The organism is Pectinatus brassicae, from assembly GCF_014201835.1.
Taxonomy (GTDB): Bacteria; Bacillota; Negativicutes; order Selenomonadales; family Selenomonadaceae; genus Pectinatus; species Pectinatus brassicae.
The window spans coordinates 26,704-51,087 of sequence record NZ_JACHFH010000010.1 but is presented as its reverse complement, the minus strand read 5'-3'; the positions used below and the strand labels follow the sequence as shown (position 1 = coordinate 51,087).

The window sequence follows — 24,384 nt, the reverse complement described above, 5'->3', positions numbered from 1 at the left end:
AGCACAATTCTATAATAGGAAATGGAGAACCTACCAAATGATAACATCAAGTTTAAAACCATATGATACTTATTTATATCATCAAGGTACTAACTTTCATTCTTATGGACTGTTTGGTGCTCATTTTATCAAAGAAAATAATATTGATGGTGTTCGGTTTGTTGTTTGGGCCCCTCATGCCAGAAAAATAAGTGTCGTTGGCGATTTTAATGATTGGCAGATTGATTGTCATCCTATGCACAAAAATGCTGACAGTGAAATATGGGAAATATTTATTCCGCATATTAAAGAAGGGGCTTTATATAAATATGCTATTTTGCCGCAAAATAGCGATGAATTTATTTATAAAGCCGACCCTTATGCTTTTTTTTCCGAAAAAAAACCTGCTACTGCTTCACGTACTTATAATTTAGCAAATTATTCCTGGCATGACAGTGAATGGTTCGAACAAAAAAAATTGCATAATTCCTATACTTCGCCCATGCTGATATATGAAGTACATTTAGGTTCATGGCGCAGAACACTGGAAAATAACTATATTTCGTATCGTGATGCTGCCGATACGCTAATCAAATATGTAAAAGAAATGCATTATACCCACATTGAATTTATGCCATTATATGAACATCCCTTTGATGGATCCTGGGGCTATCAGGCCACTGGTTATTATGCTGTAACCAGCCGCTATGGTACACCTGATGATTTTCGTTACCTTGTCGACACCGCCCATCAAAATAACATAGGCATAATAATGGATTGGGCGCCTGGTCATTTTTGCAATGATGCACAAGGATTACGTCGATTTGACGGAGAAACATTATACGAATCTGACAACAAACAACGACGTGAAAACAAGCAATGGGGCACTACCAATTTCGATTATGGACGCACTGAAGTGCATAGTTTTTTAATTTCCAATGCTATATTCTGGCTTAAAGAGTTTCATATTGACGGCCTGAGAATCGATGCTGTTGCTAATATGCTGTATCTTGATTATCAAAGAAATGATGGCGAATGGTGTCCCAATAAATATGGCGGCAATGGCAATCTTGAAGCCGTTGATTTTATCCACAAATTAAATGAAGCTGTTTTCAAATATTTCCCACAAGCTCTGATGATTGCTGAAGAATCAACTTCATGGCCATTAATTAGTAAACCTGTTTACATGGGTGGCTTAGGCTTCAATTATAAATGGAATATGGGCTGGATGAATGATATGCTAAAATATATCAGCTTGGATCCTATTCATCGTAAATGGCATCATGACAAAATAACCTTTTCCTTAATGTATGCCTTTTCAGAAAATTTTGTTCTGCCCTTATCCCATGATGAAGTAGTCCATGGTAAATGCTCACTTATTGAAAAAATGCCAGGAGATTATTGGCAAAAATTTGCTGGCTTGCGCTTGTTTTTTGCCTATTGGATGAGTCATCCCGGCAAAAAAATTTTATTCATGGGCAGTGAATTTGGGCAATTTATTGAATGGAATTACGATGACAGTCTTGATTGGCATTTAGTAAAAAATTATCCTATGCATACTAAAATGAGCAATTACTCCCAATGTCTTAATAAGTTATATTTAGATTCGCCAGCTTTATGGGAAATTGATTTTGACTGGCATGGTTTTGCCTGGCTTAATTGTAATGATTCTGACAATAGTGTAATTTCCTTTATGCGCAAAGCCAAAAATACTGATGATTGTATTATTGTTATTTGCAATTTCACGCCAGAAGTTCACCATAGCTATCGTATTGGCATTCCAATCGCTGGCACATATCAGGAAATTTTCAATAGCGATGCTGCCGAATTTGGCGGATCCAATGTAATAAATAATACGCTCATTGAAAGCACTGCCCATCCTTGGAATAATCAACCGCAATCAATTTCATTAAGTATTCCGCCGCTGGGTGCTGTCTATTTACGGATAAAAAAAACTCCTCAAATAACTGCTGAATTAAATCACCCAGTGGTTGATTTGCCAATAAGTAATGTTACTGAATATAAAACCAATAAACATCATAAACATAAAAGAAAACACAATAATAAATATCAACATAAAAATTAAAGGGGGATCATTCTTATGTTGAAACTTCTCTATGCAGCTTCAGAAGCAGCTCCATTCGTTAAAACTGGCGGTTTAGGCGATGTTGCCGGTTCTTTGCCCAAAGAATTAAAACAACAGGGCATTGATGTCCGCGTGGTACTGCCTAAATACAGCTTAATCGCTGAAAAATACCGTAAACAAATGAAACATATCTATTCTGGTACGATAAAAATTGCTTGGCGGGAAAAATATCTTGGTATTGACACATTGGAATATAATGGCATCACTTTCTATTTTATTGATAACGAAGATTATTTTAAACGTGATGACTATCATGGTTACTATGGCTATGATGATGATGCAGAACGATTTTCTTTTTTCAGCCGTGCTATTTTAGAAATGCTGCCTGTCATTAAATTTTATCCCGATGTAATAAATTTAAACGATTGGCATACCAGTCTTGTAAGTGTATATCTAAAATTAAATTACAGTGATAATAGTCATTACAGTAAAATAAAAACTGTTTATACCATCCATAATTTAAAATATCAGGGAATATTCCCTAGATATATGCTTACTGATGTTTTAGGTCTTGACGATAATTATTTTATTAATGGTGATTTTGAATTTTATAATAATATTAATTTTATGAAGGCTGGTATCATTTATGCTGACGCTGTTACTACTGTCAGTAATACTTATGCCCAGGAAATACAAACGCCATATTTTGGTGAACAATTAGATGGTATCTTACGTACACGTAAAAACGATTTAACAGGCATTGTTAACGGTATAGATTATACCGAATATGATCCCAAAACAGACCCTTACTTAACTGCTAATTACGATATTTCTAATGCTTTAGAGAAAAAAATAGAAAATAAGGTTGCCCTGCAAAAAAGACTAGGACTGCCTATAGAAAGAAAAACTCCTATAATCTCATTTGTTTCCCGCTTAGTAGAAGCCAAAGGACTTGATTTATTAATACGCATATTGGACGAACTTTTACAATATGAGAATGTTCAGTTCGTCTTACTAGGCACTGGTGACCAAAAATATGAAGACTGGTTTCATGGATTGCAGTGGCGCTTCCCAAAAAAAGTTTCCGTAACAACAACTTTTGATAACAAGCTGGCTCATCAAATCTATGCTGCTTCAAGTTTATTTTTAATGCCATCGCGCTATGAACCGTGTGGTATTGGTCAAATGGTAGCACTGCGCTATGGAGCACTTCCAATCGTTCATGCTGTAGGAGGATTGCGTGATACTATTGAGCCTTATGACAGCTATGTAAATACTGGTAATGGCTTCACCTTCAATAATTATAATGCCCATGAACTCCTCTATTCCATAAAACGCTCACTAGAAAAAGGCAGTGATATTATTTTACGCCGCCGTATTTTAGAAAATGCCATGAAATCAGACTACAGCTGGTCTAGCTCTGCTAAACAATATAAAGAAATATATAGCAAATTAGCCAGCAAGTAAGTTAAAACATTATGCTTTAGAAAAGGTGCATTTAAATTTATATGCATCTTTTCTAGAATTAAGGAGGTGATTTTTTGTCGGAAGCAAATTTATTATTTCATAATTCCCACAATCCTTATTATCGTTACCCCACTGGAGCGGTAGCTACAGATACCTCTTTATATTTGGGTATTGATATTAATATCACCGAACCAATAAAATCTGTTTCACTGCGGCTTTGGCAGGATATCGCCGGTGAAAAAATGATCGTTTTAACACACTCACCGACAAATCCTCAACATTATTTTGCCCAAATAGCCACTCCCAAGCGGGGCTGTTTACTATGGTACTATTTTATCATTGAAAGTGAAAAACAAACATTGTTTTATGGTAATACACCTGAACACTCGGGTGGAAAAGGTAATATTTACGAACAGGTTCCACCTTCATTTCAAATAACTGTTTATCGGTTTGACGCAGTAACACCTGATTGGTTTAAACATACTATAATGTATCAAATATTTCCCGATCGATTTTATCGTCAGGGAAATAGTATTATACCTAAGAAGAATGCTGTATACCATGCCGATTGGAATGATCAACCCTGTTATTACAAAGACCCTGATACCAAAGAAATTATCACCTATGATTTCTTCGGTGGTAACATTGCCGGCATCAAAGAAAAACTCAGCTATTTAAAAGAACTGGGTATATCGGTAATTTACTTAAATCCTATTTTTGAAGCAGCCAGTAATCATCGCTATGATACTGGTAATTATAATAACATTGATCCCATTTTGGGTACTAATGACGAATTCATTGATCTTTGTCAAACGGCTAAAGATATAGGAATAAATATAATTATCGATGGTGTGTTCAGCCATACTGGCAGTGATAGTATTTATTTCAACCGTGATAATAATTACCCTTCCATTGGTGCCTATCAATCACAAGCCTCTCCTTATTATTCCTGGTATTCCTTTCATAATTATCCTCATGAATATGACAGCTGGTGGGGATTTCATACTCTTCCCAATGTAAACGAAACCACTGACTCTTATATGAATTTCATCATAAATGGTGAAAACAGTGTCATAAAACATTGGTCTAAAAGCGGTATCAGTGGATGGCGACTTGATGTAATTGATGAATTGCCGCAAAAATTTTCTCGTAATTTTTATAGAACACTAAAGGATATTGATCCAGATGCCATAATGATTGGCGAAGTTTGGGAAGATGCCTCTAATAAAGTAAGTTATGGGGTTGCCCGTGAATATTTATGCGGTTATGAAATGGATTCAGCCATGAATTATCCCTTCCGCCGTATTGTACTTGACTTTCTATTAGGCTATATTTCCGGATTTGATACTATTAAACGCTTATCAAGTCAAAAGGAAAACTATCCTGCCCAAAACTACTATGCTATGATGAATCTTGTTGGCAGCCATGATGTAGAACGTATTATAACACTTTTGGGAGAAGCCTCCTTTTATGACGGCATGCCGGCCATCATCCAATCACGCTACCATCTTGACGAAAACCACTACCAGCTTGGCATGAATCGCAGCAAAATAGCTGCTTTATGGCAGTTGACCTTCCCTGGCGTTCCTTCAATATATTACGGCGATGAAATTGGCATGCAGGGATTTCGTGATCCCTATAACCGTGCACCTTATAAATGGGACGATACACCAGATAAACAAGATTCCCCTAATCTATATCTGAGGGATTGGTTTAAAAAATTAATTAAGCTGCGCAATGAAAATATTGCTCTGCAAACAGGTGAATTATTATTTGTCTATGAATCCAATACTATTATTGCTTATTTACGCTGCATAAGAAATAATAAGGACATCTTTGGTCATAAGGCTAAGAACGATGCTTTTTTGATAATAATAAATCGCAGTAGAAATGAAAATATTCCAGTAGAAATTGATTTACATGGACTTTGTTATGATGAGTTGGAATTTATACTTTCCAACAAAGATAATATTCATTTGCAAAATAATATCTTAAAAATTACTGTCAGTGCTCTATCAGCTGAAATTTTACATCAGGTTGATAAATCCAATGTTAACAATCGTTCCTGCGGCATATTACTGCATCCAACCTGTCTGCCATCACCTTATGGCATTGGTGACCTTGGCATGACTGCTTTTAATTTCATTGACTGGCTGCAAACAGCCAAGCAGAAATACTGGCAGGTATTGCCATTAACACCAGTAGGCTATGGAGCTTCACCGTATCAGTCATCTTCAGTATTTGCTGGTAATTATTTACTTATTTCTCCAGATGAATTAGTAAAAATTGGCTTATTAGATTCAGCAGACGCTTATAAAATCACCAATACTAAGTACATTGATTTTCCTGCTGTAGAAAAACAAAAAAAATTATTATTACAAAAAGCCTTTAATAAATTTTCCCCTGATACTAATTATAATGATTTTTGTGCACAGCAAAAATATTGGCTTGATGATTATGCTTTATTTATTGCGCTAAAAGAACATTATAATAATTCTGCCTGGACTAGCTGGCCAAAAGAATTAAAATTTCGTGATAAAACAGCTCTGTCTAATGCTCAAAAAGAACAGCAAAATAAAATGAATTATATAAAATTTGTGCAATATATTTTTTTCAAACAATGGATAAAACTAAAAAAATATGCTAATTCCAAAAACATACGCATAATTGGTGACCTGCCTATTTTTCCATCACATGACAGTGCTGATGTTTGGGCGCATCAGGAATTTTTTAATCTCGATGCTGATGGTTCGCCCAAGACAATTGCCGGCGTGCCACCCGACTATTTTAGTGCTGATGGCCAGTTGTGGGGCAACCCTCATTATTTGTGGGATGTAATGAAAAAAGACAATTACAGCTGGTGGATAGAACGTTTTTCTACACTGCATAAAATTGTCGATGTAATCCGCATTGATCATTTTCGTGGTTTTGCTGCTTACTGGGTTGTTGACGGCAATGCTAAAACTGCTCGTGATGGTTTTTGGCAGGATGGCCCAGGCAACGAATTTTTTACTTCTATAAAACAACAGCTAGGCCATCTTCCCATTATTGCCGAAGATCTTGGCCTGATTACTGCTGATGTAGAAAAATTAAAGAATGACTGTGATTTTCCCGGCATGAAAGTTCTGCAATTTGAATTATATCCCAGTGAGTTTAAAAATATTGGTTTTGTCTGCTCCAATAATAATATCGTTTATACAGGAACACATGATAATAATACAACTATCGGCTGGCTGAAAAATGACCTTGATGCTGAAACCAAGGCAATTTTATCGGCTCACCTGAATATAGATGTAACTGATTCTGATAACGATATTAATGTTAAACTTTGCAATAAGCTCATAAAATACGCTTATGCCAGCAATGGTCGTATTGCTATACTGCCCTTACAGGATGTTCTGCGGCTTGATGCTTCTGCCCGTATGAATTTGCCAGGTACAGTAGGAACTAACTGGCAATGGCAGTTACTGCAGCAGCCTGATAATAATCAGGCTGAATATTTAGCTAAGCTCGTAGAAAAATATAATCGGTAATAAATAAAGACTGTATGCTGATTTATGGCATACAGTCTTTATTTATTATACTCATGAAATTTTCTTGCCATTAGCATAACATTCTTTTATATATTTTTTCTCTCCGCTATATACAAAATATGCCAGTCGTTCCTCTAAAGAAGCATTTTGTTTATATTCCGGCAGATCAATAACTAAAAAATCAGCCTGATAACCATTTTCCAAGCTGCCGCGATTATCAAAGAATTTTCCGCAGCCCTTTGTCGCCATATAAAATACTTCTGCCAGTGATAATGGTTTATATTCATTATGCTGCATATTATATATTTTAGAAGACTGTATAGCCCGCACCATAACATTAGGCATGAATAGCTCATGTCCCGCACCAATATCGCTGCCCAAACCTATATTTATCCCCTCATTAAGCATTTTTCTTGCTGGCATAATCCCGCTTGTTAAATTCATGTTGGAATCAGGACAATGCACTGGCATTACATCAATTTTTGCTAAATGCTTAATTTCTGCATCAGTCAAATGAATACAATGTGCCATCAATGTTTTCGTCTGCCCATATAAATTATACTGCTCATATACTTTATAATATGCTCCGCATTCAGGAAAAAGTTCATTTACCCAGGCAATTTCAGCCTTATTTTCTGCCAAATGTGATTGCACCGGCAAATTATATTTTACTGCTAAATCACCTAAACCCTTTAATTGTTCTCTTGAACTTGTTGGTGCAAAGCGCGGCGTAATAATCGGCTTTATCAATAAATTATCTTTCCACTTATTAATAAACTCTTCTGTTTCCTGCAATGATTCAGCCGTATTTTCACAAAGAAAAGACGGACAATTTACATCCATATTAACCTTACCAACGTATGCTGGTATTTTTTTCTCCTGTAGTATGCGGCATAATATATCACAGCTATTCTTATGAATTGTTGAAAATATAACCGCGCTTGTAGTACCGCAATTAATTAATTCTTCAGCAAATGCCCGATAAATTTTCTCTGCATACTTTTCGCTGCTGAATCTTTCTTCTTCTTTAAAGGTATATGATGACAGCCAATCAATTAATTTATAATCCATGCCCATACCAAGCTGATTAAATTGTGCCGCATGCGTATGCAAATCAATAAATCCCGGTAATATAAGTGCATGCCCCTTATCGCTTACAGAAATCCCATTGAATTTTTCCGGCAGTATTTTATATATGCCTTCTACAATACCATCCTTTATTACAAGAAAGCTCTGTAAATAAGTTGAAAACTGCTTATTCGTTTCTGTAAAGATTATATCTCCCTTTATGGCAAAAATTTTTTCCGGCAAAATACCAGCTCCTTATATTTTATTGATCCAATACACTGTAAATTATGCAACTTTTTTGTTATACTTAAGTATAAAACAAAATATATATTATGTTAATTAAAAATCGTGTCTTTTTTATTTTAGCTGATAATATATAATTGATATATTATTTTTAGGAGAATTTAAATATATGCAAAAAAGAATCCACTTTTTGTCAATTATGGCTGTTTTTGCTACTGCTTTTAGCATTGGTCAGCCCTATGTTCATGCTGATGATACTGATACTGATGTTCAATTATTAAATTATATTCAAGATCAAAAAGATTATCAGCGACAGTTGTTAGCTACTAAAGAATTACGCGAATTACGTGATGAAATCAATAAAGAAAAATTTATTCGCCCCATTGATCCTAATAAACCAGCACCAATTATTTTTGAAGGAAAAGACATCTCTTATGACAGTAAAACTGGAGATGTCTATGCTAAAGGTGATGTAAAAGTTACCAATAAGTATTCTCGTTTAACCACTGACTTAATGACGGGGAATTCTGTAACTGGCAATGTAACTATTAAAGATAAAGCACATATAGCTCAATATGAAGGACCTTCCGTATTATTAGACGGATATAATACCCAATATAACTACAATTCTCAAAAAGGCAAGATGGAAAATGCTAAGGGGTCCATAAATTTAAAATATATTTCTGGCGAAAAAATAGAATTTTATCCCGAAGAGATGATTATCTATAATGGTACCATAACTAAATGTCCCGCTAAAAAACCTGATTATCATATGTCTGCTGATAAAATCGAAATCTGGCCGGATGATCATATGGTTGCTTATAATGCCAAATTTTGGATAAAGGGACAGGTCGTTTATAAAAAAGATCGTTATATTACTAAAATCGGAAAAAATGCTACAAATAATGATTTTTTTATCCCTGTACACGTAAAATATGATAGTGATGACGGTGTACATATCCAATATTATTATGATAAGCAGCTTAATGATAAAATAAATGCTTACATTGATTTTAACTACTATAGTAAGCATGATTTACGTAATATTTATGGCATAAGATGGGCTGATGGGAAAGCCTCACTGAGGGTAGAAGATGGTTACTATGAAGATAGTAACGACAGATGGCTGAAAAAAGAACCAACAACAATCTTTACTTATAACACACCTATCGGCAATACCCCACTTAACTTTGGCTTTACCTCTGAATATGGTAAATGGACAGAAGATGGTATAACAAGCTGGCATCGAAGCAATACTATCAGCCTGTCACATAAACCTATTAACCTTGGTTCATCTAAAATTAGATTGTATCCTAATATTGGATACTCTTGGGTAAATGAATCATATGATAATAGCAGTTATAATAGTCTTTTTTATAATGCTACCATCATGGCTGATATAAGTCCTAGATTAATTGCTTATACCGCTTACCATTATTCCCAATCAACTACACAAAATGCTCTATTTGATTATGGATTTGATGATTATTCCCAAAAAGTTACTGCTGGATTTAGTTATGAACTAACCAATAAAGATCGTATAGTAATTGCCAATGAATTTGATGCTGGTAATAATATGGAATTAGAAGACCGTGACTACTATTGGTATCATGATTTTCACTGCTTTGACATGGCTCTGGAATACCGTGAAAAAAGACAGTCTTGGCATGTACACTTTGATTTAGTACACTGGTGATATAATGGACAATAAAATTTTACTAGATACCATTAAATATTTTAATAAACAACATATTACAGTAATTGGTGATATAGTTGCTGATATTTATTTGCATGGCATAATAGACCGTATCTCCCGTGAAGCGCCGGTGCTTGTTTTACAGCAATCTGAAGAAAAAATTGTAGCCGGTGGCGCGGCCAATGTTGTAAATAATATTGCAACTATTGGCGGAAAAGTTTCAGCAATTGGCATTTTAGGTGATGATAATGCCGCTTATGGCTTAAAAAACATTCTAGAGAAAAATGCTGCTGATACTAGCGGTCTTGCTATATCTCCAAACCGTTCTACCATAACTAAAACACGCATTGTAGCTGGTGGTCGTGCCACTGTCAGCCAGCAAATAGTTCGCATTGATAATGACAATAACAGCCCCTTACCTAATGCTGAGGAAAAACTTTTACTTGATAAGCTGGCTGCTATATTGCCACAAACTCAGGGCATTGTTTTAAGCGATTATGGCAGCGGCACTATTACACCAGCCGTACGTACGATGGTTATCGCGTATTCTAAGCAGCATAATATTCCTTGTATGGTTGACTCCCGTTATTCCATCCACGACTTTAAAGGAGTAACTTATGTCAAACAAAACGATGCAGAACTTGCGGCCGCTGTAAATATGGACATAAAAAATACTAATGATTTATATACAGCTGGTAAACTTTTACTTACACAGATGAAAGCTGCCGGTATTTTAGTCACCTGCGGTGAAAAAGGCATGGTACTATTTGAATCTAACGGCAAAATCAGTTCTATTCCAGTTTCTGATAAAAGTGAAGTATATGATGTTTCTGGCGCTGGCGATACCTGTGTTGCTGCTTTTATAACTGCTATTGCCACAGGTGCAGAACCTGTACATGCCGCAAAATTATCTAATTATGCCGCGGGTATTGCTGTTCGCAAAATGGGGACAGCTACCGTATCAGCTCAAGAATTGATTACAGTTTTGGAAAAGTGATATTATGATTATAAAAAATACTGATATTGAACAATTTTGTACTATTTTACATAATTCCGGCAAAAAAATTGTCCTAACCAATGGTTGTTTTGATATTCTTCATGCCGGTCATGTAACATATCTGCAGCAAGCTGCTACCTATGGTGATTGTCTAATTGTCGGTCTTAATACCGATGACTCGGTAAAGCGCTGGAAAGACAAAAACCGTCCAATTATTACTGAAAATGAACGTGCCATCGTAATTGATGCCTTAAAATGTGTTGATTATGTCGTACTATTTGATGAAACTACCGCTGAAAAGCTTGTACAAAAAGTCAGACCGGCTGTTTATGTAAAAGGCGGTGACTATACATTAGAAACACTGCCTGAAGCAGCAGCCCTTCTTAGCTGTAATGGTGAGGCTAAATTCATTGATGTAGTAGCCGGCTGCTCCACTACTAATATTATAAATAAAATTAAAAACATAAAATAATACCATGACAAAAAATATTCTAATTATAAAACTAAGCGCTATTGGTGATGTCATTCATGCCTTACCAACAGCTGCCGCCATAAAAGAAACCTGGCCTAACAGCCATATTACCTGGGTTGTCTCACCAGTCGCTCTTGATATTGTAAGAAACAGCCCGGCTATTGATGATATTATTGTTTTTGAGCGCAAAAAACTCAATTCTTTATCATCATTTTTAAAATATATCAAGCCTTTTTCCGCACAATTAAACAAACGTCATTACGACATTTGCATAGATTTGCAGGGCTTGTTAAAGTCTGCTGTAATCGCGTTTTTAAGCCATGCTGATAAAAAAATTGGCTATGTAAATATGCGTGAGGGCAGCGGCTTTATCAGTAAAGCCGTCAAGGGACCTAATTATAATGGCCATATTGTCGAGCGCTATCTTGATACTGTTCGCTATTTAGGCTGTGCGCCACAAAATATTGATTTTCCTTTGGGCATAACAAATACTGACACGCATAATGCCCAGCAAATTCTATTTGCCAACAATATTTTACCAACAAATAAGTATTTGACTTTAGTCATTGGTGCCAATTGGTCCAATAAACGCTGGCCAACCAAATATTTTTCCCAAATTGTGGACTGGTGCAATACTAATGATATTGTGCCTATTTTAACTGGCGCCGGCAGTATCGATAAAAATTTAGCTAAACTAATTCAAGATACAGCGCAAACTAAAGCTGTTAATCTTGTAAATTCTACCTCCTTAAAGGAATTAGCCTATATAATAAAAAATTCCGTTGCTGTAATCGGCGGTGATACTGGCAATTTGCATATAGCTGCTGCTTTAAAAACTCCTGCTATAATGATTATGGGGCCAACTGACGCTAATCGCAATGGCCTTTATCAGCAAACTCAAAATGTTTTAGAAGTTCCTTATGAATGCAAACATTGCTGGAAAAGGAAATGTAAATTCAATCGTGACTGCCTAAGCATCATTAAGCCTGATATGGTTATACAAAAATTACAAACAATAATAAATTTATCTAAATAGTTAGAAGGTGTTATTATCACCCTTTATTATATCTTGAAAATAATAAGTAAAATATTTTGCCTGCTGCCAGAAAAAATTGCTTATTTAATTGGTGATATCATTGGACAATTAACCTGGGTTTTTGTCCCGCAAAAAAGAAAAAATATGGCATTAAACAATGCCATACACGGTTTAAATATATCCAAGCAAGAAGCAAAAAAAATCGTAAAAAACAGCTGGACGCGCTTTGGTCCCATGATCATTGAAGTATTACGCTTTCCAATTATGCGCGATAATATGAATGATTATATCAATTTATTGGGACAGGAAAATCTTGATGCCGCCTTAAAATTAGGACGCGGTGGTATCATCGCTGCTGCGCATAGCGATAATTGGGAACTATTGGGTGGAGCTTTAGCGCAAAACGGCTATAAACTAGTAGGAGTTTCACAAAAACAGTCCAATCGTGGTGCTGACCGCTTTATGAATGAATACCGTGCTATGGTTGGCATGTATATAATGTATAAATACGATGTTCGCGGCATGTTTAAGATGATTGCTAAGGGCTATCTTATTGGTCTTATAATGGACCAGGATGCTGCCGAGGATGGTATTGTTATGCCATTTTTAGGTCGTGATGCCTCCTGTGCCCATGGTGCTGCTACAATTGCCCGCCGCACTGAAGCTCCTATAATTCCTATCTTTATTGCTAAAGGTCCTGGGCGCACTCATAATATTATTATTGATAAAGCTGTTTTTGTGGAAAAAACAGCTGATAAGCATGAAGATATCAGAAAAGCCACCATGTTGTTGACACAAAAAATTGAAGAACATATAAAAAAATATCCAAATGAATGGTTTTGGCTGCACAATCGTTGGAAATCAATCAATCAAAACCAAACAACAAAAAATCATCTCAAAAGGAAGTAACAAATATGCCTATTGATAACCATCCTATTGACTTTGTTATATATTGGGTTGATGGCAATGATCCTAATTGGCAAAACGAAAAATCCCAATATGATACTAGTATAGATGGCGATAAACGCGTTAGTCGTTATCGCGATTGGGATAATCTACAATATTGGTTTCGCAGTGTTGAAAAATTTACTCCGTGGGTCAATAAAATTCACTTTGTAACTTGGGGACATCTACCTAAATGGCTCAATACCAAAAATCCTAAATTAAATATTGTTAAACATACAGATTATCTCCCAACTGAATATCTCCCAACATTCAGTTCAAGACCCCTAGAACTTAATTTACATCGCATCAAGGGCCTTGCTGAACATTTTGTTGCGTTTAATGATGATATGTTTATTATCAAACCACTTGATAGGACATTTTTCTTTAAAAACGGTCTGCCTACAGATTTTTGTATTGCTACAGCTATTAGTCCCCCAATAAAAGTGGACACATTACCGTTTACAAAATTTAATAATGTTGCCGTGCTAAATACACACTTTGACAAAAAAACACAGGTGCATAAATATTTTTGGAAATGGATGTCTCCACATTATGGCTGGGATGCACTTCGCAATCTTATCCTTTCTGGTGAGCATCATTTTCGTGGATTTTCTAATAATCATCTTCCCTATTCTTACTTAAAAAGTACCTATAAAGACATTTGGAATAAAGAATTTGATATGCTCAATGAATCCAGCACTCATAAATTCCGTAACCGCAATGACGTTAATCAATGGCTAATACGCTGTTGGCAACTTGTTAATGGAAACTTTGAGCCTATTGCCCGACACTCCAAGGGACGTGTTTTTGAAGTATATGGAAATATACCTGATAATACCGAACTCTACCAAACTATTATTAATCAAAAAGTCCCCATGATTTGTATAAACGATAATGATAACATTGATTTTAATGGCATAAAAGAACGCATAATTACTTCTTTTAACAAAATTTTACCAGAAAAATCAAGTTTTGAGAAATAAATTTATGATAAATAATAATTCGATAAAAAATATAATGCTTCTTGTTCCCCGCATGAATATTGGTGGTGCAGAAAGCCATGTAGCAATGCTTGCACCTTTATTAGTCCAAAAAGGCTATAATGTCATTGTTGTTTCTGGTGGAGGAAAACTTGCCCAGTCATTATCTACAAAGGGAATTAAACAAGTATTTCTGCCTCTACGCCTTAGTACAGATTTTGCTGCTTTTTGCCTGAAATTTATAATAAAAAAATATCATATAAATCTGATTCATGCGCATTCTGCTGCTGCCGGTATCAGTGCAATGAAATGCAAAATCAAATATTATCCATCTTTACCCGTAGTTTATACTGCACATGGAATTTTTGGTAACATTAAGGAAAAATTACTATTAAAATGTGATAAAATAATTGCTGTAAGTAATTTTGTCCGTCAGGCAGCTATAAAAAACGGTGTTAGCTCTGATAAAATTACTACTATCTATAATGGCATTGACACAAAAAAATTTATTTCCAACAATAATAGATCCACTATCAGAAATAAATATGCTATTCCCCAAAACGTCTTTTGTCCAATTATTATTTCGCGTATAAAAAATCTTCATAACAAAGGACATCAGCATCTGATCGATATCTTTGCCAACTATGCTAGTGCCAAAGATTGGCATTTATTAATAATAGGTACGGGAAAAGGTAAATGGCAGCTTCGCTGGCAAATATTTAAAAATGGTCTGTCTAATAGAGTTCATTTTCTAGGGCATAAACCAGATGTAGAAAATTATTTATCTGCTGCTGATGCTGTAGTTTTACCATCTTACTTTGAAACGTTTGGATTAGTATTAGCTGAAGGAATGGCAGCACAGCTGCCCGCCATTGCTTATGATGTTGGTGGTATTAACGAAATTATTAATACTAATACTACAGGTTTTTTAGTTTCTTATGGAGATACTGCCTCTCTTTCTCGAAAACTTAATGATCTGTCTAAAGATAAGTTATTAAGGGAAAAAATGGGGATAAGTGCCAGAAATGATGTTAAATATCGTTTCTCCACTGAAAAAATGCTTACTTCGATTATTGATATATATAGCTCTTTTTAATTAAATAAATTTATGGCAGGAAAAAATGAATATTTTAATATTGTTCACACAACCATGGCGAACAGGTGGTGCCGAAACACATGTTGAGGCTTTGATAAAGGGTTTAGCAAAACATAATATAATCTTGGCTGTCAACACCAATAGTGACACAAAAAAACTACAAGCATTATCAAAACATCATCCTAATATACGTATTGTTACAATCCAGTCACGCGGCATAAATTTCTTTAGCTGGTATCGCAGTTTCATATATTTAAAAAATTTATTAAACACACAAAAAATAGATATTATTGCCTGTCAGCAAAGAACTGCTGGCATTTGGGCCTATTTGCTATCTAAAAACAGTAATATACAATATACAATTACTATGCATGACCCATGGCACAGAGCCAAATTGAAAAAATTATATCCACGCATCTTTCCGCAAATGATAGCTGTCAGTAAAAATCTAGCATTGATTTTAGAAAAAGAATATCATTTTAAACAAGAACATATTGAAGTAATTAATAATGGCATTGATTTTTCTTCTTTTTATCCCCACGAACAATCATCTGCAAGACAACAGCTTGGACTACCACTGCAAAAAAAATTAATTCTTCATGTCAGCCGCATGAGTAATGTAAAAGGTGCCGTATCATTACTTATAATTGACACGATGCATTATTTGGCAAAAAAAGGACAATTCTATAATACTGTACTGATTGGCGAAGGTCCTCTCCGCAGCCAAATAGAAAATAAAGTTAATGAATTTAACGCCCAATATGGACAATGGCTAAGTGTCAAAAATTTTGTTACGGATATTAGTACATGGTATAATGCCTCTGATATATTAATTGGTGAGGGGCGTGTAGCCATTGAGTGTTTGGCCTGCCAAAAACCCGTTATCGCTATACGCAATATTCAATCTTTTATTGGGTTAATAACAAAACAAAATATAGGTTATGCCTGCGATGTCAATTTTGATGGTCATGACAAACCTGCTACCATGTACAGTCTGTCTGATGAAATTAATAACGCTTTTAGTTTACCTTCTAGTGACAGTGAATTTATTGCTCAATACATAAAGAAAGAATTGAATATTGATAAAATGACTGAGATCTACCTAAATATATTCACAAAAATGATAAAAAACATGCGCACTGATAAGGAAATATAATGCAAAAAATATTAATTATAAACCGTCTGGGCATTGGTGATGTTATTTTAACAACACCACTTGCACAACTTATAAAAGAAAATATTAAAAATGTCATGATTGGTTTTTTAGCAGCCGATAAAGCAACTGATATTTTACAAAACCATATATATATCGATGATGTTTTTTCTTATAAACATAAGCAAGCAAAAAAAAATATCATCGCCCAAATAAAACAAAAAGGTTATACTGATGCCATAATTGTTGATGGCCGATTAAGTTCAACAATATTCGCTTGGCAAGCTGGTTGCCGCTTACTTAACAAGGGTTATTGTGTTTCCATAAACCGGCACCATTTTTTCCCAAGAAAAGAAATGACTGCAAAAGCTGTAGAGGATTTTTCTTTATATGCAAAAACTCTATTAAATATTAATTTTGACAAAAATAACTTAACTCCCCGAATTGGTAACTGTACACATGAGCGTCAATTAGAAATAGCTGACTGGATAAAAACTATCCATGATACCACTAAACAAATAGTTCTCATAGTCCCAAGAACAGCAGCTGACATTAAAAATTGGAATCTCAAAGAATTAGGCAAGCTTAACTGCTATTTGAATGACAACGGTATTATTCCTATATACATTGGTTCTGGCAATGACAGCAACTACATAAAAAGCATAACTGGCAATAAAATAGATCTCTCTGGTAAACTTACTTTACGTGATTTACCAGAATTAGCAAAATACGCTTCTTGGGCTTTATCTATGTGTACTGGTCCGCTCCATATTTTAGGTACAGTTAAAAAGCTGCCAATTATCGCACTTTACGGTCCTAGTGACCCATTGCGCTGGGCTCCCAAAAATGCCATTGTAGTACAAAGTAAATTACCTTGTGTTCCTTGCCTTAATTGGGATAAATGTCCTAAACCTGCCGGACAAACCTGTATGGACGAAATAAAATTTGAACGAATAAAAACGATTCTGCTGGAAAACCATCTTTTATAACAAATCCATATATTGGGGGCAGTATAATAATGACCGCTAAAAAAATTTTCAATATCGTATCCGGTAATCCTTCAGGAGCATTAAATGTTTCCATGACTATTAGTAATTTTCTTAAAAACAATGGGTACAATGTAATAAATATTTTTCGTAAATACAATAATACTTCTTTAGAAAACATTACTGTAATTAAAGATAAATTTATATTAGATTATATTTTATCATTAAGTAAACTAATCCGAGCTTTTCAGCCTGATTTAATTATGGTTCATGGCTACAGTACTCACATTTGGACTAAATTTGCTTTAGCTCATAGTAAAATGGATGTAAAATTAATTCATATTGAGCATAATACAGAAAAATATACTATTTTACGCCGTTATCTGACAAAATACTTAGATAAGTATACTACCAAATATATATGCGTTTCCCAAACTGTAGCTGAGCATCTAAAAAAACAATATATTAATAAAAATAAAGTCAGCGTTATATATAATGGTATCGAGATAAAAAAATTTTCTGAAGTTCCCAAAAAAACGCATGACATTTTCACAATCGGGATGGTGGCTAGATTTGCTAAACAAAAAGACCATCTTACATTAATCAAGGCTGTAGAATATTTAATAAAGAACCATAATGAAACAGTAAATTTAATATTGATGGGCACTGGAAAAACTAAAAGTAAATGTGAAAACTATGTAAACAAACATGATTTAAACAATAATGTATTTTTCACAACAGGCAAATTTACTGACCTTATTCCTCAAATAGATACATTTGTTCTCTCTACCCATTATGAAGGACAAGGCTTAGTAGCATGTGAGGCTATGGCCTCTAAATGCCCTGTTCTTTTTACCGATATCTCCGTCGCTAGAGAATTAATAACCGATAATTACAATGGTTTACTATTCCCACCGGAAGATTATAAAAGCTTAGCCCACTGCCTATTACAAATAAAACATAAAAAAATTGACGTAGATTTCTTGATCAATAATGGCTATAATACTGTTTGCCAAAAATTTGCCGAGTCACAAATGTTACAGAGTTATTTAGTCTTAATTCAAAATCTTATCTAAACGTATATAAAAAGGACGTGCTATCATGAGCGAACTAACAATTGTTACCGCATTTTTCGATATAGGCCGTAATAACTGGTCAAACTCCCAACGAAGCAGCAACAAATATATTGATTATTTTAAATTCTGGGCCAGAATTAAAAACAATCTTATAATATATACCGAAAAAGATTTTGCCGAAGAAATTTTTAATATAAGAAAATCTTATGGTTTAGAAAATCGCACAACAGTGATAGTAATTGATAATTTTCTCAACTGTGATAAAGAAATTTATGAAAAAATATCTTTAGCAATGCAATCAAAAATTTTCCGCTATTTCCGAAAAGCCCCTAATAACCCTGAATCTTGGAATGTCAAATATAATTATATTACTTATCTAAAATCTTATTTTGTAGATGATGCTATAAAACGTGATTTAGCCAAAGGATTTATCGCCTGGCTTGATTTTGGTTTTAACAAAAACGGCACTGACGATTATCCTCATACCAAAGAATTTGATTTTCTCTGGCAGTATGATTTTGTTGATAAGATGCACCTTTTCGTAATAGAAGATGTGGGAATTGATAAACCTATTTTTGATATTGTTAAAGATATGGATTCCATAATAACCGGCACTGGTATCATAGGTCCACAATTCTTATGGCCTGTCTATCACAATCTTTGCCGTGAAAGCATGATAAGCCTTACCGATTGCGGATTTGCTGATGATGATCAGACAATAGCTTTAATGGCTTATAGGAAAAACCCTGATATCTTTAAATTGTATAAAACCGATACATGGCTTAGTTGGTTTAAGGAATTAGGTGCAGAACATTTAACGATAAGACCTTTCAAGAAAAAAAATTACCAACAGTATAAAAAATTATGTAAAATATCTCTAAAAGAAAAAAAATACAACCAAGCTTTTAATTATTATCTAAACTATTTATTCAGGAGGTTTAAATAGTAATGATATTTAAACCATATCACAGTTTTTTAGAAAAAATAATAATTTTTTGTATGTTAATATTCTCCTTAACCTTTTTTATTGAGGGAAAAGTTGCCGACACATTTATTCGTACTGCCTTTTTATTAATACTTATATTTAATTTAAAACAATCCTCAAAATATTTTAATTGGGAATATTATAAACCATATCTATCACCACTTATAATATTTTTTTTAATAGTATTTTTTATCTCATTTTTTAGCACAAATTTTTCTCGATCAATTTTAACATATGAAGCCTGGATAAAAATGATGATTCCTTTTTTATCCCTTATATTCTTTGATGTTAGGAAAAATACATTATATTTATTATTTTTTTCCCTCCTATTTAGCTTTATTTGCAATGATGTTTATAGTATTTATATCTATTTTACTCATGGCTTAAATCGAGTTGGTGGTTTTGATAATAATATTATGAGTTTTGCCAATTTATTATTGATACAAATACCCGTTTTTTTTATCTTCTGTTTAAGAAAACATCTTAAATTTTATCAAAGAATCCTCATTTTAATAATAACATCTATTGTATTAATAAGTTTATTCACCAATAATACTAGAGCTATTTGGATTATCTTCATTATTGACTGTTTTTTTCTGTTTTTTGTTTTAATTAAAAAATGGTATATAAAATTTATTTTTATACTAATCTTTATCACTTTGCTTACTAGTCTTTATTCTTTTAATGGAAAAATAAATAATCGTGTGAATAACATTTTTAACACTAATAATGTATCTACCCGTGGACATTATTTCTATATGAGAGATGGATATCGATTATTCCTACATAATTTTTATTTTGGTGTAGGCTTAGATAACTTTCCAAATGCTATACTTAAACAAAATCTAATATCTGATGAATCAAAAGAAAATCTCAAACATGATTTATCCGCCAATATTAATAATACTTTAGTAATTCCCCATGCACATAATGAACTAGTAATGTTTTTAGCGCAGTTTGGAATTATTGGCGCCTTATTATACATATTATATTATGGTAATATAATATTTTTTACTATCAAAAATTGGAAAAAGAAAAAGGATCCTCTAGATTTAGGCTTCTTTTTAATAACAATTAATTATCTCCTGCATGGATTAGTTGATTATAATTTTTCAAATCTAAATACTATAGCTGCATATTTCTTTATATGGGGTCTATATATAAAATACAATTATCAAACTACTAATGTAACAACAATAAAAATTTTTAAAAAAACTTATTTATTATATTTCTATATTTTTATCGTATTTATTATTTTATTACGAATAATAAGTCGTTATCTAATAAAATATCACTAAAATATATATTACGATTACAGAAATTGGAGATTTTATGCAATCAAAACAATTCGTGCTACAAAAATTTATTTATAGCAAGGTGCCACTAACTAAATTTGAATATGATAATTCTATTAATATTGGCTATGGTATTGATAATAATTTTGTCAGACCGATGGGCGTATCGATGACTTCAATCATTAATAATAACCCTCATGAAAAAATAATATTTCATGTTTTCATTGATTTTATTGATGAAGAAAATAAAAATAAACTTAAGCTATTTGCATTAAATAATAATGCAACTGTCATCATATATTTAATTAATCCTGCTATATTTGAGGACTTCTCCTATACTAATCATTTTGCTAAGGCTACATATAATAGACTGCTTATGCCAAAAATTCTAAATGGACTAGTCAGTAAAATTATCTATATAGATGCTGATATTCAATGTTTTGGTTCATTAAAGGAATTCTCCAACATCCATTTTGATAATAAAATTGCTGCTGTAGTAAATGATATTACAATAGTACGGCAACGACAATCTGCCTTCCTAAACTTAAAGGGTTCTTCTTATTTTAATGCTGGGTTTATGTTTATCAATGTTCCCAATTGGAATAACGAGGATATTTCTTCCAAAACTATGGATATTGCCTTTAAAAATCGTGATCGATTTAATTGGCAGGATCAAGATGCCCTAAATCTTGTTCTTGATGAAAAATGTATTTACTTGGATAAAAAATATGATTATTTACTTGATTTAAAATATAAAAATATATCAATTCCTGCTGATACTGTGTTTGTACATTATGTCGGTCGTTATAAACCTTGGGATGAATGGTGTCTTAATCCATTAAAAGAAAAATTTTTCTCCATAGAAAAATCCTCTTTATGGAATGGCTCTCCATTAAGTAAGGCTACATCCTATAAGACTATGAAACGAATGGGCTATTCCCATATTTTATATAGGAAATATACACAAGGAATTTATTGGTATTTACAGTATTCCTATAATAAAATCAAAACCAAAGTTTCCCGCCTTCTAAATATTTGATCATCAAAAAAATTAAATATAAAAATAGCAGCATCCTTAATTGGACGCTGCTATTTTTATTTATCAGCAAAAACCTTATGCGGTGCTATATTTTTATCAGCAGTAATTTTGCCGATACCGGCAAAATCATCTTTGTTATGAACGAGCAATACCGTTCCCTCGTCTTTTATGCCAGTATAAGCAATGCGTTTACCCTGACGAAAGTCAGCCATAGCTGCATCATTTATTTCATAATCATCCATTTGTCCTAATAGACTGTCCATTCCCTGTAAAACAGCTAAAGGCGCATTGGCTATTTCTTCGAGCGTAAAGGCCTCTGTTAACTTAAAACGTCCAATACCTGTACGCACTAAAAAAGCCATTGTAGCTGGAATTCCCAAAGCATCACCAATATCACTGCATAATGAACGTATGTAGGTTCCTTTAGAACAGTTTACATCAATGCAAAAACTTTTTTCATAAATATTCTGCAGTGAAATATCATGAATCATCACCTGGCGCTTAGGCATTTCAACAGCTATATTTTTTCGCGCTAAATCATAAGCTTTTTGCCCATTAATTTTTATGGCTGAATATACAGGCGGCACCTGCTCTATTTCACCCTGAAATTGTTCTAGGACCTCATGTATCTTAGCCTCATCTGGCATAACTACATCACTTTGTTCTAAAATTTTACCAGTATCATCACCGCTGTCAGTTTTTATTCCCAATAAAACCTCAGCACGATAACCTTTATCAACATCAGTAATATATTCTAAAACACGCGTAGCATAACCAATTGCTATTATAAGTACACCCGCTGCCGCTGGATCAAGTGTACCAGCATGACCGACTTTTTTAGTTTTATAGACACGTCGCATACAACCAACTACATCATGTGATGTCATTCCCGGCGGTTTAAGCACATTTATAAAGCCATTAATTCCCATGTTATTTCGCCGCCATTTCTGCTTCCACTACAGCCAAAATACACTTACGAGCATTTACCAAATCGTCATTTATTGTACAGCCGGCAGCTCTTATATGACCACCGCCGCCCAATTTCTCAGCAATTGACGCCACATCAGTATACTTAGAGCGCATACTGATACGCGTAACTTTATCATCAGAATATTTTACAACAATAGCAACATCAACGCCTTCGATGATACGGGCATATTCAACAAAATCAGCTGTACTGTCACAATTTTCTTTGATATCCTTAGTTACACTGATAATGGCAATTTTCCCATCATTATATAATGTTAAAGTATCAATAACTGCTGGAAGTATTTTTACATCAGTAAATTTCTTTTGCTCTAATGCCTCTGATATACGATTTGGTTCTACACCATAATCAAGCATTTTAGCTGCTGTCTGCATCGTAAAGCTGCTGGTATTGGAATACTTAAAAAAGCCACAGTCAGTTGCAATAGCTGTATACAGACAAATGGCTATATTCGTATCAAGTTCAATCTGCATATTGTCGAGCAGCAAATAAATAATTTCACCGGTAGCAGCTCTTTCTGGTGCCAAATATAAAAAATTTGCCGTTTTTGTATTAGATCGATGATGATCTAAATTTAATATTGGCGCTTTTATAACTTCTGTTACACGACCAATACGTTCTGGTTCAGCATCAAGAACAATTAACAGGTCAATACCATCTACCTGTTCCTCAGGCCTTATAAAATTTTCCCAGCCCGGTAAAAAACGAAAAGCATTAGGAATATCGTCATCAACAAATATTTTTACATTATGCCCGGATTTTACCAAAGCATGGTAAAGACCTAGTGTTGAACCAAGGCCATCACCATCAGGATTTACATGCGGGGCAATTGCTATATTTTTATTTTGCGATATTTTTTTTGCAGCATCATTTATCGTTATTTCCATCGTCAGTTATCCCCTCTTGATCCGACTGATGTATTTTATTGATAAGTTTTTGAATATGTGCACTATATTCCATGGTTGTATCAGGATAAAAAGACAGCTGCGGCACATATCTTAAACGCATATGCTTAGCTAATTCCTGCCGAATGTACCCTACGGAGTTTTTTAGCCCCTGCCATGTATCTTCAAATTGCTTGTCATTGCCTAATATACTTACATAAATACGCGCATTACGTAAATCACTGGATACATCCACACTAGTAATAGTTACAAAGCCTATGCGTGGATCTTTTAATCCACGCAAAATGATTTGGCTGACCTCATGCTTTATTTGTTCCTGGATTTTTTCAACACGAACACCCATTGTTTCACAACCTTTA

20 protein-coding genes are annotated in these 24,384 nt (G+C 33.9%); 16 read left to right on the top strand and 4 right to left on the bottom strand.

What is annotated here, in order from left to right:
• Positions 1-37: 37 nt before the first annotated feature.
• The 3 genes from glgB (at position 38) to malQ (ending at position 7,065) form a co-directional block, all read left to right on the top strand.
• The gene (gene glgB / locus HNR32_RS05285; protein WP_183860402.1) at positions 38-2,065 is read left to right on the top strand and encodes a 1,4-alpha-glucan branching protein GlgB; all 2,028 of its coding nucleotides are present in this window, start codon (positions 38-40) and stop codon (positions 2,063-2,065) included.
• A gap of 18 nt (positions 2,066-2,083) precedes the next feature.
• Positions 2,084-3,532, top strand: coding sequence for a glycogen synthase GlgA (gene glgA / locus HNR32_RS05280; RefSeq protein ID WP_183860471.1), 1,449 nt, complete (start codon positions 2,084-2,086; stop codon positions 3,530-3,532).
• A 74-nt stretch (positions 3,533-3,606) separates the two neighbouring features.
• On the top strand, positions 3,607-7,065 hold the full coding sequence (gene malQ / locus HNR32_RS05275) for a 4-alpha-glucanotransferase (RefSeq protein WP_183860400.1): 3,459 nt from the start codon (positions 3,607-3,609) through the stop codon (positions 7,063-7,065).
• Positions 7,066-7,116: 51 nt separating this feature from the next.
• Here the strand turns inward: malQ and guaD are convergent, their stop codons facing one another.
• Positions 7,117-8,376, bottom strand: a complete 1,260-nt coding sequence (gene guaD / locus HNR32_RS05270; RefSeq protein WP_183860397.1) for a guanine deaminase — start codon at positions 8,374-8,376, stop codon at positions 7,117-7,119.
• Between the two features lie 169 nt (positions 8,377-8,545).
• Between guaD and HNR32_RS05265 the strand changes: the two genes are divergently transcribed.
• Genes HNR32_RS05265 through HNR32_RS05205 form a run of 13 tightly spaced genes read left to right on the top strand, consistent with a single transcriptional unit; the run spans position 8,546 to position 22,132 of the window.
• Positions 8,546-10,072: an LPS-assembly protein LptD gene (locus HNR32_RS05265; RefSeq protein ID WP_183860395.1), complete on the top strand. Its 1,527-nt coding sequence runs from the start codon at positions 8,546-8,548 to the stop codon at positions 10,070-10,072.
• Between the two features lie 4 nt (positions 10,073-10,076).
• Positions 10,077-11,069, top strand: coding sequence for a bifunctional heptose 7-phosphate kinase/heptose 1-phosphate adenyltransferase (locus HNR32_RS05260; protein WP_183860393.1), 993 nt, complete (start codon positions 10,077-10,079; stop codon positions 11,067-11,069).
• A 4-nt stretch (positions 11,070-11,073) separates the two neighbouring features.
• Positions 11,074-11,541 (top strand): D-glycero-beta-D-manno-heptose 1-phosphate adenylyltransferase, encoded by a 468-nt coding sequence (gene rfaE2 / locus HNR32_RS05255; RefSeq protein ID WP_183860390.1) that lies wholly within the window; start codon positions 11,074-11,076, stop codon positions 11,539-11,541.
• A 4-nt stretch (positions 11,542-11,545) separates the two neighbouring features.
• Positions 11,546-12,577 carry a lipopolysaccharide heptosyltransferase I gene (gene waaC, locus HNR32_RS05250; RefSeq protein WP_183860388.1) on the top strand — a complete coding sequence of 344 codons (1,032 nt, stop codon included), beginning with the start codon at positions 11,546-11,548 and terminating at the stop codon, positions 12,575-12,577.
• A gap of 33 nt (positions 12,578-12,610) precedes the next feature.
• Complete coding sequence (locus tag HNR32_RS05245; protein WP_221300563.1) at positions 12,611-13,486, top strand: lysophospholipid acyltransferase family protein; 876 nt, start codon at positions 12,611-12,613, stop codon at positions 13,484-13,486.
• 5 nt (positions 13,487-13,491) lie between these two features.
• The gene (locus tag HNR32_RS05240; RefSeq protein ID WP_183860386.1) at positions 13,492-14,505 is read left to right on the top strand and encodes a stealth family protein; all 1,014 of its coding nucleotides are present in this window, start codon (positions 13,492-13,494) and stop codon (positions 14,503-14,505) included.
• 4 nt (positions 14,506-14,509) lie between these two features.
• Complete coding sequence (locus HNR32_RS05235) at positions 14,510-15,598, top strand: glycosyltransferase family 4 protein (RefSeq protein WP_221300562.1); 1,089 nt, start codon at positions 14,510-14,512, stop codon at positions 15,596-15,598.
• A gap of 25 nt (positions 15,599-15,623) precedes the next feature.
• The gene (locus tag HNR32_RS05230; protein WP_183860384.1) at positions 15,624-16,754 is read left to right on the top strand and encodes a glycosyltransferase; all 1,131 of its coding nucleotides are present in this window, start codon (positions 15,624-15,626) and stop codon (positions 16,752-16,754) included.
• Entirely contained in the window at positions 16,754-17,740 is a 987-nt protein-coding gene (locus tag HNR32_RS05225) for a glycosyltransferase family 9 protein (RefSeq protein WP_183860382.1), read from the top strand. Before HNR32_RS05230 ends, HNR32_RS05225 begins: the two co-directional genes overlap by 1 nt.
• 29 nt (positions 17,741-17,769) lie before the next feature.
• Positions 17,770-18,813 (top strand): glycosyltransferase family 4 protein, encoded by a 1,044-nt coding sequence (locus HNR32_RS05220; RefSeq protein WP_183860380.1) that lies wholly within the window; start codon positions 17,770-17,772, stop codon positions 18,811-18,813.
• 25 nt (positions 18,814-18,838) lie between these two features.
• A complete protein-coding gene (locus HNR32_RS05215) occupies positions 18,839-19,759 on the top strand; it encodes a WlaTC/HtrL family glycosyltransferase (RefSeq protein ID WP_183860378.1) in 921 nt (306 codons plus the stop codon).
• Positions 19,760-19,761: 2 nt separating this feature from the next.
• Positions 19,762-21,096, top strand: coding sequence for an O-antigen ligase family protein (locus tag HNR32_RS05210; RefSeq protein ID WP_183860376.1), 1,335 nt, complete (start codon positions 19,762-19,764; stop codon positions 21,094-21,096).
• A gap of 34 nt (positions 21,097-21,130) precedes the next feature.
• Positions 21,131-22,132 carry a glycosyltransferase family 8 protein gene (locus tag HNR32_RS05205; RefSeq protein WP_183860373.1) on the top strand — a complete coding sequence of 334 codons (1,002 nt, stop codon included), beginning with the start codon at positions 21,131-21,133 and terminating at the stop codon, positions 22,130-22,132.
• 56 nt (positions 22,133-22,188) lie between these two features.
• Here the strand turns inward: HNR32_RS05205 and truB are convergent, their stop codons facing one another.
• From truB to rbfA, 3 genes are read right to left on the bottom strand one after another with little or no spacing between them, the layout of a single operon-like run.
• Entirely contained in the window at positions 22,189-23,061 is an 873-nt protein-coding gene (gene truB, locus HNR32_RS05200) for a tRNA pseudouridine(55) synthase TruB (RefSeq protein WP_183860371.1), read from the bottom strand.
• A gap of 1 nt (position 23,062) precedes the next feature.
• Positions 23,063-24,007 carry a DHH family phosphoesterase gene (locus tag HNR32_RS05195; protein ID WP_183860369.1) on the bottom strand — a complete coding sequence of 315 codons (945 nt, stop codon included), beginning with the start codon at positions 24,005-24,007 and terminating at the stop codon, positions 23,063-23,065.
• A complete protein-coding gene (rbfA, locus tag HNR32_RS05190; protein WP_183860367.1) occupies positions 23,988-24,368 on the bottom strand; it encodes a 30S ribosome-binding factor RbfA in 381 nt (126 codons plus the stop codon). Before rbfA ends, HNR32_RS05195 begins: the two co-directional genes overlap by 20 nt.
• Positions 24,369-24,384: the final 16 nt, after the last annotated feature.